The organism is Maribacter sp. MAR_2009_72, from assembly GCF_007827235.1.
Classification (GTDB): Bacteria; Bacteroidota; Bacteroidia; order Flavobacteriales; family Flavobacteriaceae; genus Maribacter; species Maribacter sedimenticola.
In genome coordinates, this window is the sequence record NZ_VISB01000001.1 from 3,972,195 (window position 1) to 3,985,335 (window position 13,141).

10 protein-coding genes and 1 tRNA gene are annotated in these 13,141 nt (G+C 36.2%); 6 read left to right on the forward strand and 5 right to left on the reverse strand.

Annotated elements, in window-relative coordinates:
- The first annotated feature begins 9 nt into the window (after positions 1 to 9).
- Positions 10 to 2,244 carry a c-type cytochrome gene (locus JM81_RS16635; RefSeq protein WP_144805068.1) on the forward strand — a complete coding sequence of 745 codons (2,235 nt, stop codon included), beginning with the start codon at positions 10 to 12 and terminating at the stop codon, positions 2,242 to 2,244.
- A gap of 100 nt (positions 2,245 to 2,344) precedes the next feature.
- On the opposite strand, the gene JM81_RS16640 is transcribed toward JM81_RS16635, so the two are convergent.
- Positions 2,345 to 2,418: transfer RNA gene (locus tag JM81_RS16640), tRNA-Arg, on the reverse strand.
- Between the two features lie 75 nt (positions 2,419 to 2,493).
- On the opposite strand from JM81_RS16640, the gene JM81_RS16645 reads away from it, so the two are divergent.
- Positions 2,494 to 3,006 (forward strand): adenine phosphoribosyltransferase, encoded by a 513-nt coding sequence (locus JM81_RS16645; protein WP_144805070.1) that lies wholly within the window; start codon positions 2,494 to 2,496, stop codon positions 3,004 to 3,006.
- Here the strand turns inward: JM81_RS16645 and JM81_RS16650 are convergent.
- The 3 genes from JM81_RS16650 to JM81_RS16660 all read right to left on the reverse strand — a co-directional run bounded on the left by JM81_RS16650 (position 3,003) and on the right by JM81_RS16660 (position 5,491).
- Positions 3,003 to 3,155, reverse strand: a complete 153-nt coding sequence (locus JM81_RS16650) for an SsrA-binding protein (RefSeq protein WP_144805072.1) — start codon at positions 3,153 to 3,155, stop codon at positions 3,003 to 3,005. The two genes, JM81_RS16645 and JM81_RS16650, sit on opposite strands and share 4 nt — an antisense overlap.
- A 506-nt stretch (positions 3,156 to 3,661) precedes the next feature.
- Complete coding sequence (locus tag JM81_RS16655) at positions 3,662 to 5,131, reverse strand: M56 family metallopeptidase (protein ID WP_144805074.1); 1,470 nt, start codon at positions 5,129 to 5,131, stop codon at positions 3,662 to 3,664.
- Positions 5,132 to 5,491 carry a BlaI/MecI/CopY family transcriptional regulator gene (locus tag JM81_RS16660; protein WP_089259653.1) on the reverse strand — a complete coding sequence of 120 codons (360 nt, stop codon included), beginning with the start codon at positions 5,489 to 5,491 and terminating at the stop codon, positions 5,132 to 5,134.
- Positions 5,492 to 5,640: 149 nt separating this feature from the next.
- On the opposite strand from JM81_RS16660, the gene JM81_RS16665 reads away from it, so the two are divergent.
- Both JM81_RS16665 and JM81_RS16670 read left to right on the forward strand, forming a co-directional pair.
- Positions 5,641 to 6,579 (forward strand): calcium/sodium antiporter, encoded by a 939-nt coding sequence (locus JM81_RS16665; RefSeq protein WP_144805076.1) that lies wholly within the window; start codon positions 5,641 to 5,643, stop codon positions 6,577 to 6,579.
- Positions 6,580 to 6,792: 213 nt separating this feature from the next.
- A complete protein-coding gene (locus tag JM81_RS16670) occupies positions 6,793 to 8,388 on the forward strand; it encodes a carboxypeptidase-like regulatory domain-containing protein (RefSeq protein ID WP_144805078.1) in 1,596 nt (531 codons plus the stop codon).
- Between the two features lie 58 nt (positions 8,389 to 8,446).
- Here the strand turns inward: JM81_RS16670 and JM81_RS16675 are convergent, their stop codons facing one another.
- A complete protein-coding gene (locus JM81_RS16675) occupies positions 8,447 to 9,463 on the reverse strand; it encodes a glutamine synthetase beta-grasp domain-containing protein (RefSeq protein WP_089259656.1) in 1,017 nt (338 codons plus the stop codon).
- A gap of 192 nt (positions 9,464 to 9,655) precedes the next feature.
- Here JM81_RS16675 and JM81_RS16680 point away from each other — a divergent pair, with 192 nt between their 5' ends.
- Both JM81_RS16680 and JM81_RS16685 read left to right on the forward strand, forming a co-directional pair.
- The gene (locus tag JM81_RS16680) at positions 9,656 to 11,842 is read left to right on the forward strand and encodes a glutamine synthetase III (protein WP_089259789.1); all 2,187 of its coding nucleotides are present in this window, start codon (positions 9,656 to 9,658) and stop codon (positions 11,840 to 11,842) included.
- Positions 11,843 to 11,931: 89 nt separating this feature from the next.
- Complete coding sequence (locus tag JM81_RS16685; protein ID WP_144805080.1) at positions 11,932 to 13,110, forward strand: AIR synthase related protein; 1,179 nt, start codon at positions 11,932 to 11,934, stop codon at positions 13,108 to 13,110.
- The last annotated feature ends 31 nt before the right edge of the window (positions 13,111 to 13,141 follow it).

Genomic DNA, 13,141 nt, shown 5'->3' on the forward strand with positions numbered 1-13,141 from the left:
TAATAGTACATGCGCATTTCTTTTTTCCCCCTAACCATTTTTTGTTTGGTGATACTTTCTTGTAAAGATAATTTCTCTGAAACCGAAGTTCCTTTGGACCATTACAAACTTGAAGCGGGTTTTGGGCTTGAAGTAGTGGCCGCAGAACCTTTACTTAAGGCTCCCGTAGCAATGGATTTTGATGCCAAAGGTAGAATATGGGTAGCGCAGATGCCAGGCTATATGAGCGATATGCAGGGTTCCGAGGAAGATGAGCCTATAGGGAGCATTCGTATTCTAGAAGATTTGGATGAGGACGGTATTACGGACCATTCCAAAATATTTATGGATAGTATTGTAATGCCAAGGGCTTTGGCCCATGTATATGGTGGCTTATTGTATGCGGTTCCGCCTAATTTATGGTTTGTGGAAATTGAAGATGACAAACCGGTAAATAAAGTATTGGTAGATTCTATCTATGCGGTAGAGGGTAACCCAGAACATCAACCCAACGCTTTGGAATTGAATATTGATAATTGGATCTATAATGCCAAATCTAACTTTAGATACCGCAGGCATAAAGGAAAATGGCTTAAGGAACCTACCACTTTTAGGGGGCAATGGGGTATGACCCATGATAATTTTGGAAGACTGTATTATAATGATAATTCAAGAATTTTATTGGGGGACTATGTGTTGCCCAATACCTTGATCAACAATGCATATTTTACACCAAAAGCCAGTGTGGATAAACTGTTGACCACTGATCAACGGGTATATCCTGTGCATGCTACATCGGTTAACCGGGGTTACGCCAAGGGAGTTTTAAATGCGGATAGTATTTTGGTAAATGCCACGGCGGCCTGTAGTCCTCTGGTTTATAGGGGAGGGTCCTTTCCTAAAGATTATGCGGAAAACGTTTTTGTTTGTATTCCTGAAGGTAATCTGATCAAACGTACGCTACTTAATTTTAAAGGCGATTCCGTAATTGCAAAACATGCATGGGAGAACAGGGAATTTTTGACATCTACGGATGAAGGCTTCCGTCCGGTAAGCCTAAAAAATGGTCCAGATGGTAGTATGTATGTTGTAGATATGCATAGGGGTATGATTGGGCACCATGCATATTTAAGTCCATATTTAAAGGAGAAGACCAAGACAACACGTATAGATACTATAGTTGATTTTGGACGCATCTTGAAAATAAAACATCAAAACGATAAAACAACCTTAATTACAGATTTCAATACCTTGAGCGCTAATGAATTGGTCTCACTTTTAACCCATAAAAATGGGTATATCAGAGATCGGGCACAACATTACCTAATATACAAGGAGCTTACCCAAGTGACCAATGAGGTCAAGGATTTGGCAATCAATTCTAAGGATCGGTTAGGTCAACTTCATGCCTTATATGTATTAGAAGGGTGGAGTGCACTTTCCTTTGATATATTGACCAACTTAATGGAGAATGCGCATACAGATGTAGCTGCGCATGCCTTAGTTCTTTCCAAAAAATATGTTTCAGCAGAATATATTGATAGTGCCGCAGCTATTTTTAAAACAATTGGTTCTCGAAAGAATATAACCTTAGATGTTTATTTGGGCAATGCCTTGGGCCCATGGATGGCGTTGGAAGAGGGTAAATTTAAACCCATATTTTTGGAGGTATTGAAAAGGAGACAGGATAATACTACGGTTACCGAGGCTTTGTTAAGTGGACTTACCAATATAGATTCTTTGATGTATGCCAATATAATGGCTGTTGGGGAGTTGAGGGAATCGGAATTTGCTCATAAACTTGGTAAGAGTTTGGAAAATAAAAGAAACGGTAAACTGAACGCTATCTACACCCGGAAAACAATTAATGAGGATAATAGGACCAGCGGGGCAAAAATGTTCTATCAAATATGTGCATCGTGCCATGGTGCCAACGGTCAAGGTATTGAGGGTTTAGCACCACCGTTAATGGGATCGGAACATGTAGAAAATGTAGAGCGATTGGCGTTGATTATCCTTCATGGGCTAGAAGGTCCGGTTCATGTAAAGGGAGAAGAATATAACCTAAACTTGGCAATGCCCGGTCTTATTAGAAATGAAAATATTACGGATAAGGATATCGCAGATATTATATCCTATGTATCCAACGCATTTTCTGATGAACCTAAAAGTCTACGACGAAAACGAATAGGTGAATTAAGGGAAGTAAAATCCAAGACGGGAATGGAGTTTACGGAAGAGGAATTGAAAGCCTTGGATGAATAGACACAAATTTACAATGTAACAGGATATTGATCAAGGCTATTGTAGAGCCATAATCAAAAAAAGCAAGCTAAATGAATTAGCTTGCTTTTTTGTGTAGTAGTGACCTCGACAGGATTCAAACCTGTAACCTTCTGAGCCGTAATCAGATGCGCTATTCAGTTGCGCCACGAGGCCATTTTTTATTTCCCTTAACGGGGTGCAAATATATTTCTTTTTACATTTACCACAAAATTAAGAACAGTTTATTAAATGGAATTAAGAAGCTTAATTAGAGATATTCACAATTTTCCTAAAGAAGGGGTAGTATTTAAAGATATAACCATGTTGTTGCAGAACCCAGATGCGCTAAAAAAAACGACCGTGGCATTGTTGAATTTATTAGAAGGTAATGATATTGACAAGGTAGTTGGTATGGAAAGTAGGGGGTTTATCTTTGGTCCATTGCTTGCAGATAAACTTAATGCAGGTTTTGTACCTATTCGTAAGCCAGGTAAGTTACCTGCGGAGACAATTAGCGAGACCTATGAACTTGAATACGGAACGGATACGCTTGAAATTCATTTAGACGCCATACAGAAAGGTGATCGTGTTTTGATCCATGATGACGTTCTTGCTACTGGAGGAACTGCCAAAGCTGCGTGTAAATTAGTAGAAAAATTAGGTGGTGAAATTGTACAATGCAATTTCTTGATTGAACTTGCTTTTTTAAACGGGAAGGAAAAAATTAACGAGTATTCCGTACAATCCTTAATAACGTATTAATCCAGAGCGTTGGTGGTAACAAAATATCGCCAACCAATTATTGCCAACTGTATTTTCGTGGCCTTGGAAAGATCTAAACGCTTACTGGTATAAGATGGCAATAGTATTTTGTTCAATTTTGCCAATACCTTGAATACTGCTTTTTTCAACTTAACGGATTTTTTCAAAAATACATAAAATAAAGGTTGTTTTTATGGTCCTGTATTTATGTATTTTATGCTTGGTGTAGTACTACCAAAATCCAAATGTTGATACGATGCTTAGTATCAAAATAATCAAGAATTTTATGATTGCTATCATACGTATAGAGAATAAAATTTAATAGTTCTGTTATAGTTCTTCTAAGGTATTATAGTGTTGGTTTTGTAACAAGTTAAACTTGTTAAAATAATACAATTGGCTACTAAGTTGTAAGTAAAAACGCAAAAAGGATTACAAATAAAAACAAGTGTTTTATAAACTTATTTCATTTGTTAAATGAATAGTTAGATATACTTATCTTTTGTAATAATTGTAGTGGTTATTTTGTAGTGAATTGCAAAATGTAGGCAAATTATTCTCGTAAAATGGTAATAAGTGGCTTTTTCATCTTTAAAATGAAAAATCCGGAGGAGATTATCCACCGGACTGTTTATATAATATATTGGTTATGTAATTAATTCTTGGTGGTTATTTCAATAACTCCGTTCTGTGCGCTTTTACCATATTTTGTAATGGCCGCTTCACCTTTAATAACATTCATTGTAGCAATATTTGATGGGTTTATTGACTTCAATATGTCATGGTCACTTTTCTTACCATCAATATAAATTAGTGGCTGTTTATCATTTTCTATATAGAGAAATGTATTGCCTTCTTCTTCCATGATTTCAATATCATGATCGCTATCTGACTTTGACGTAATTTTTAATTTTTTGCTGGGGCTGGTCCGTACCTGGATCATTTTATGTTCAGCTTTTCCATTTCTAATGGTTATGCGGTTTGTACTAAGGTCTATACTTATATATGTTGGATCTATAGTGTCATTTTCCGCTACAGAATTAAATGAACTGCTTGCTTCACCATTTTTTTTATTTCCTCCGGTAACTAGTAAAGAAATACTTTTAATAAAACCTTCTTCGTTACGGACAACGGTATATGAAAAATCAAACTTTTCTTTCTGTAGTTCTTTTTTAATTTTCAAAAGCTCATCATCTGTCGTATGCTTATCGATTAAGACTTCAATAGTATTTAATGGTTTGGTCAAGACTTTGGAATCGGAAATTGCATATACCTCTTTCGTATTAAAACTTATCAGAAAAAATGCTAGAAGCGGTACTATGATTAAACTTTTTAATGCGTTTAATTGATGTGATTGTTTTTGATTGATCATAACTATTCGTTTTTTGATTAATGAATTAAAAAATGGATTTACAATTGATAATCTATAATTGCTACATGCCTGTTGCAACAATATATATTGATATGCTTTTTTATTAAACTTTATTTGAGAGTTTTCCGTATCTGCCAAATATTCCAGATTCTGTTTTAAGGCCATTCTGTATAACCATACAAAGGGATTAAACCATTGTAATGCCAAAATAAGTTCCATTATCAGAATGTCTATGGAGTGATACTGCTTGGCATGTACTTCTTCATGGGCCACGATTGCAGCTAATTCCTCTGGATTATGTTTAGACGGATTGTAAACAATGGTTTTAAAAAAGGAAAAAGGGAGTACATTTTTGTTTGTCCTTAGGTGTATGGTGTTTTGAGCGTATACTATTTGCCCGTCTTTTAAAATCTTTCGCAATTGTATTAGTTGTGCAAATAGCCTGGCTAGGAAGAATAGTGCTCCTGCAGTGTAAAGGATCATTAATATCAACGAGGTATTCCAAAACCCTTCTAGTGGGGATTTAATCAGTTCTGTAATACCAGTGGTTTCTTGTTGTATAGTGTATAAAGGAACCGTTACGGTTGTTGTTATATAAAACGATGGCAATAATACAGAGATAATCAGGCCGGACAACAAAAAATGCCTATTAAAACGAAATAGAGTTTCATTTTTCAATAGTATATAATAACTACCATAGAAAAGGAATAATAATACACCGGATTTTAGAATATAAAAACAAATTGCTTCCATTTAATTTTCCTTTTCAATTAAGTTTATGATTTCCTTCAGTTCTTTGACCGAAATTTTTTCTTCTTTGGCAAAAAAGGAAACTAGATTTTTATATGAATTGTCAAAATAGCCTACCATATCTTCGTTTACATGGGCTTTGTAATAGTTCTCTTTAGAAATGATAGGATAGTATTGGTGGGTTTTACCATAAGCTATAAAATCAACAAACCCTTTTTCCTCTAAATTTCTTACAATGGTAGAAAGCGTATTGTAATGGGGTTTATTATCCGTAATTTCTGCCATTATTTCCTTGACAAACCCTTTTTTTAGGCGCCAAAGAATTTTCATGATCTCTTCTTCCTTATTGGTCAATTTTTCCATAATCCTATTCTTGGGAGTGCTAATATAAACTGTTTTTATAGTTATAAAACTATTTTTGTAGTTATTTAACTAAAATTTTAGTTTTTAATATCCGGGTTTATGTCATCAGCAACAATTTTGTTCTGTTATATTTGTCAAAAAGCGGATATATGTTAAACCTATTTTTTATTGTAGCGGGACTAACCTTGCTAATTGCAGGCGGTAATTGGTTGTTAAAAGCGGCGGTTGATCTTTCTTTAAAATTAAATATCCCAAAAATTGTCATAGGAATGACGGTGGTTTCGTTTGCAACATCGGCTCCTGAGCTTATTGTTAGTATCAATGCCGCGCTGGACGGATTTCCAGATTTAGCCTTGGGGAATGTGGTAGGGTCTAATATTGCAAATTTAGGCCTTGTATTGGCAATTACCATTTTATTGAGCCCAATAGATGTCAGTAAAAGTTTTTATACAACAGATTGGCCGGTGATGATGCTTGCTTCTATCCTTTTTTTCTTCTTTATTTATTTTGATGGGGTGTTAGTGCAGTATGAGGGTATAGTAATGGTGGTATTTCTATTTTTATTCTTGGTATATCTGCTACGCTTTCAAAAGCCTGCCGTGATTGATGAAGAGGACGAACCGGACGTCATGATGCCGACCTATAAAACAGTATTGTTTCTTGGTTTGGGGGGTAGTGCCCTTTGGGGCGGTTCTGAACTGTTGATCAATGGCGCAGTGGGTATGGCCACTATATTTGGCGTTAGTGAGCGTATTATAGCAATAACAATAGTTTCGGTAGGTACTAGTATTCCTGAATTGGCAGCATCTATAATCGCAATAATAAAAAAAGAAAAAGCAATTTCCTTGGGGAATTTAATTGGCTCCAACATTTTTAATCTATTGGCCGTATTAGGTATTACTTCTATCATTACACCAATAACCGTTATGGACGAGGGTCTTTTAACAAATGATATTTTTTGGATGCTCGGTATTTCTTTTCTTATTCTTCCATTGGTCTTTATTCCAAAAGGTTTAAGACTAGGTTGGAGAGATGGTCTTATACTATTCATTTTATATCTGACTTTTATATATGCAACAATAGGATAATCTTTAAAATCTACTAAAAAAAATGCCTTGTAATAGTCCAAGGCATTTTTAGTATAAAAAATAATTAATGTAGAATTAAATTTTGGCAGATTTAACGCTTATAAATTAATGTAATTATGAGTAGAATTTGTTTATCATAAATTGTTGGTCGGCATAATTTTTGTAGGAAATAACTTTAAAGCTTCGTCTTTAATAAACCAACAAAACCAACCTATGCGCATTTTTACAATTAGGGGTCTTATATTATTCTTCTTAATATGTATTCCGATTATTCTTTCTGCTCAAACTTCTGAATTCCTTAGGGCTAAAGTATTAGACCAAGAAACGGGTGACCCGGTTGTATTTGCTACTGTAAGTATTAAAGGTAAAGCGAACGGTGTTATTACCAATATGGATGGTAGTTTTCGTTTACCTATTGCCTTAAGGGAAGCAGGAGAATCAATAATAATTTCCTTTATGGGTTACGAAAAGAAGGAGTTTGCATTACAAAAGCTTTCTCCAAATGATATAAACATCATCCGTCTGTCTCCAGCTACGATTTCTTTAAGTGAGGCGGTAGTTAGTGCCAAAAGAAAAAGAAGTGGTCTCAGTGCTAGAACTATTGTAAGAAAGGCAATAAGTGGTATTCCCAACAATTATCCTGCTAACGAATTTGCTGCCATCGGTTATTATAGGGATTACCAAATTAAAGACGATAACTATGTAAACTTGAACGAGGCAATTCTAGAAGTTGTCGATAAAGGCTTCCACACCAATGATTATGCAGATTCTAAATTTCGTATTTACGACTATATCAATAATATAAATTTTATGCGGGATGCAGAAGGTGAAAGAAAATATGATTATAAAAAATTTAAAAAATTTATTGATAAAGCCTATTTAGATAGTTACGGGGGTAACGAGTTTACCATATTACGTGTTCATGACGCTATTAGGAATTATAATGTAAATTCTTATGATTTTGTCAATATATTGGAAAATGATCTTTTAAATAATCATTATTTTAAAAAAGAAAATGATATTCAAAATGATAATGAGGTTCTATATGTAATTAGTTTTAAGCAATCTTTTCTTAAGTATCTTGTACATGGTAAGTTATTTATAGCTAAGAATAATTTTGCCATCCATAAAATGGAATATAAACTTTATGATCGTATAAGGAAGGTTGAAAATGGGCAAGTAGATAAACAGGGTATCGATAATGTTGCCATTTTTAAAGTGTTAACAGAATATAAATCAAAGTATGGTAAAATGTATCCAAACTACATTTCTTTCTTCAATATTTTCGAAGTTGGGCAGTTACCAGAGTTTATAGTTAAAGAAGTCTTATTAGATGGGCCTAAAGGTTGCTTTATAGTAAAATTTAATCGTATAGTAGAGAAAGAGTCAGCATCTAAAAAAGGGAATTATGATATTCGTTTTGAAGATAAAAAAATTGAAATAGATAGAATTAAAGTGTTGGAAACCGAAGTAGAGGTTTATCCGAAATTAACAGATAAAGACTTTAGAAATTTGATTTACAAAATGGATGCAGCTCAATCAAGGAAATTTGATTTAATGAAACTTCTTTCTGCCAAAGTAACCGACGTTAGAAATCTTGAAGGTGCTAAGGTCGATGAAATGAAATATGAAACGTACAGACAATTTAGAGAGTTTTTTGTGCAAGAAATCAAAGTCAATGGTAGTGGGTTGAAAGATACCTTATTTATGAAAAAAGATATTCCCATTTTTGAGAATCAATACATAGTTAAACCAGATAACTTTAATGAGTATTGGATGAACACACCATTGAAAAAAATTAGTAATTAAAAAAAATGCCGTGGAATAGTCCAAGGCATTTTTAGTATAAAAAATAATTAATGTAGTATTAAATTTTGGCAGATTTAACTGTCTTAACGATTCTACCTGCAATTTTGTATGGGTCACCGTTAGAAGCTGGTCTTCTGTCTTCCAACCATCCTTTCCATCCGCTTTCAACGGTTGCAATAGGAATACGGATAGATGCTCCCCTGTCAGATATACCGTAGCTGAAATCGGTAATTGCTGCAGTTTCATGAAGTCCGGTTAAACGTTGGTCGTTAAATTCACCATAAACGGATATGTGTTCTTTTACTACAGGTCTAAACGCCTCACATATTTTCTCATAAGTTGCTTTGTCTCCACATGTTCTCAATGTAGAGTTAGAGAAGTTTGCGTGCATACCTGAACCGTTCCAGTCCATATCCTTACCTAATGGTTTTGGATGGTACTCTATATAGTATCCGTAAGATTCGGTTAACCTATCCAATAAGTAACGGGCTACCCATAATTCATCACCTGCCAATTTAGCGCCTTTGGCAAATAATTGAAATTCCCACTGACCACAAGCAACCTCTTGGTTAATACCTTCAAAGTTAAGTCCGGCAGCTATACAAAGATCGGCGTGCTCCTCTACAATGTGTCTTCCGTGCGTGTTCTTTCCACCAACAGAGCAGTAGTACATACCCTGTGGAGCAGGATATCCGCCTCTTGGGAAACCTAAAGGCAATTCTGTTGAAGTGTCCATGATAAAATATTCCTGTTCAAAACCGAACCAGAAATCGTTGTCCTCATCTTCAATAGTAGCTCTTCCGTTAGATTCGTGCGGAGTACCATCGGCATTAAGAACTTCAGTCATCACCAAATACCCATCTTTTCTAGCTGGGTCCGGGAAAATTGCAACAGGCTTAAGCAAACAGTCAGAAGAACCACCTTCAGCTTGACGAGTTGAACTTCCGTCAAAAGACCACATTGGACAGTCTTCTAATTTACCACCAAAGTCATTAACCACTTTGGTCTTGCTTCTCATGTTTTGGGTTGGAAAATATCCATCTAACCAGATGTATTCTAATTTTGTTTTGCTCATAATTGTGATCGTTATAATTTTTTAAAATAAAAGACAAACAAAAATATGTTTTTTATCATTTCCCACACATTTTTAAGGGGGTTAATCTTTAAAAATTAAATAAACTGTTTTATACCCCCATAATTTATCGGGTATTTTGTCATATTTATATTTTAAGAACGTAATTTTGCCATATTAATAATGTATTTACGTATGAAATCATCAAGATTTGCCGCAATAGCCAATAGCCAGCAGAGAAATAGTATAGCAATTGAAGAGAAAGGTAGACGATCGGAATTGTTTGGGGTCAATGTGTTCAATGAACATAAAATGCTCCAATATTTGACTAAGGATGCGCTGGAAAGTTTAAAGGATGCCATGGTTTCCGGTTCTAAGATCGACCGTAAAATAGCCGATCAAGTGGCAGAGGCTATTAAGGGTTGGGCAATATCTATGGGTGCTACGCATTATACCCATTGGTTTCAACCTTTAACTGGTTCTACGGCAGAAAAACATGATGCTTTTTTTGATTTAATGCCAGATGGCACCGCATTGGAAAAATTTGGTGGCGGACAGTTGGTACAGCAAGAACCGGATGCGTCCAGTTTTCCAAGTGGCGGAATAAGAAATACTTTTGAAGCCAGGGGGTATACGGCATGGGACCCGTCGTCACCAGCCTTTATCTATGGCACAACACTTTGTATACCTACTATTTTCGTTTCATATACGGGAGAGGCCTTGGATAATAAAGCTCCGCTATTGCGGGCTTTGAGTGCCGTTGATGAAGCTGCCACCGCTGTAGCCAAATATTTTGATAAGAATGTGACCAAGGTGAATGCCACCCTAGGCTGGGAACAGGAATATTTTTTAATTGACAAGGCGCTTGCGCATTCTAGGCCGGATATTATTATGACGGGTAGAACGTTGGTTGGTGAAACTCCTGCCAAGGGCCAACAGCTAGACGACCATTATTTTGGTGTTATTCCCGGGCGGGTGCTCAGCTTTATGAGTGATCTTGAAAAAGAGTGCACCAAATTGGGTATCCCCGTTAAGACCAGGCATAATGAAGTTGCACCAAATCAGTTTGAATTGGCACCTGTTTTTGAGGAGGCCAATCTTGCCATAGACCACAATCTTTTATTGATGGACGTTATGGATAAAATTGCGGATAAGCATCAATTTACCGTTCTGTTCCACGAAAAACCATTTGCAGGAATCAATGGTTCAGGAAAACATAACAACTGGTCCTTGGCAACGGATACGGGTGTCAATCTATTGAGTCCGGGGTCTACACCAATGAAGAACCTACAATTTTTGACCTTTTTCATCAACACGATAAAAGCGGTAGATACCTATGAAGAGCTTTTGCGTTCCTCAATTGCATCTGCCAGTAATGATTATCGTTTGGGGGCCAATGAAGCACCGCCGGCCATATTTTCAATTTTTGTAGGCAAACAGTTAAGTAGTGTACTAGATGAATTGGAGGGCGTGTCCAAAGGTAAATTGTCACCAGAGGAAAAAACGGAATTAAAGCTTAATGTAGTAGGTAAGATTCCAGAAATTTTAATGGACAATACAGATCGCAACCGTACTTCTCCATTTGCTTTTACGGGCAATAAGTTTGAAATGCGAGGCGTGGGCTCCAAAACCAATTGTGCCAAACCAATGACAATTTTGAATACCATTGTGGCCAAACAATTAAAGGACTTTAAAAAAGAGGTCGATGCGCTTATCGATAAAAAATCATTAAAGAAAGATGAGGCCGTTTTCAATATTTTAAGGGAATACATTAAAACATCAAAGAGAATTCGTTTTGACGGTGATGGGTATAGCCAAGACTGGGAAAACGAGGCCAAAAGAAGAAAACTTAGTAATAACCGAAATACACCGGAAGCACTTGAGATTCTAACTTCTAAGGAAAGTCTAAGTCTGTTTGAGTCTATGAAAGTTATGAGCGAGGTTGAAGTTCGTGCAAGGCAAGAGGTAGATTTGGAAAATTATATTATGCATACCCAGATAGAAGGTAGGGTCTATAATGAACTGGTATACGGGTTTATAATTCCTGCGGCAATAGCTTACCAGAATACTTTAATTAAAAATGTGTCTGGTCTAAAGGAAATCTATGGTGCGGCACATAAAAAATTCTCTGAAGGCCAATTGACCATGATAGAGGAAATTGCGGAACATGTGGTCAGTTTAAAGAAAATGGTAGATGCCATGGCAGATGCACGTAAAAAGGCAAACGCATTAAAGGATACCAAGAAAAAGGCACAGGCTTACTGCAACAATGTTAAGCCCTATTTTTTAGATATAAGGTTGCATAGCGATAAGTTGGAAAAATTAATGGATAATCAATTATGGCCCTTGACAAAATATAGGGAGTTGTTGAATCTTAAATAAATTGGCCTAACCAACATATTGTATAATATTAAATGAGATGAGAGGCAACATTTTTAATGTTTCCCTTATTTTTGCCACAAAATAAGAATATGTCCACATCAAGCAGTGAAAGATATCAGCAACGGGGTGTTTCTGCCTCCAAGGAAGATGTACACAACGCAATCAAAAATATAGACAAGGGTCTTTTTCCAAAAGCTTTTTGCAAAATAGTACCGGATTACCTTACGGGAGATGATGATTATTGCTTGGTAATGCATGCAGATGGTGCGGGTACCAAATCATCCTTAGCCTATATGTACTGGAAAGAGACTGGTGATATTTCAGTGTGGAAAGGTATAGCCCAAGATGCGCTTATCATGAATATAGATGACCTAATTTGTGTAGGTGCTACGGACAATATTATGTTGTCATCCACTATAGGAAGAAACAAGAACAAGATACCTGGAGAGGTATTGTCCGCTATTATTAATGGTACCGAAGAACTGATCAAGGATTTAGGTGAATTTGGTATTACCATTCATTCAACCGGTGGTGAAACTGCGGATGTTGGTGACTTGGTACGAACCATTATCGTGGACTCTACCGTTACGGCCAGAATAAAGAGAAGAGATGTCATAGACAATGCAAATATTAAGGCAGGCGATGTTATCGTTGGTCTGGCCTCTTTTGGCAAGGCCAATTATGAAAAGGAATATAACGGAGGTATGGGGAGTAACGGACTAACATCTGCCCGGCATGATGTGTTCGCCAATTATTTGGCGGAGAAATTTCCGGAAAGTTTTGATGCCGAAGTACCTGGTGATCTAGTATATAGTGGTACGGTAAAACTAACGGATGAGGTAAAGGATTCCCCGTTAGATGCAGGTAAACTGGTACTTTCCCCAACACGAACCTATGCACCAATAGTCAAGAAAATACTCTCCAACTTTGATGCTAAGGATATTCATGGTATGGTTCATTGTAGTGGTGGAGCACAAACCAAAATACTTCATTTCATAGATGAGCTGCATATAATAAAAGACAATTTATTTGAGGTGCCGCCCCTGTTCAAACTTATTCAGGAGCAATCCGGTACAGATTGGAAAGAAATGTACAAAGTATTCAATTGTGGGCATAGATTGGAGTTTTATGTACCTGAAAATATTGCAGACGATCTTATACGGATTTCTAATGATTTTGGGGTAGACGCGCAGATTATTGGTAGGGTAGAGCCATCAGATTCCAAAAAATTGACCATTTCCGGTAGTAATGGAACCTTTGTGTATTAGTACATACGATTAGGCCAAAAATATCGTTCTA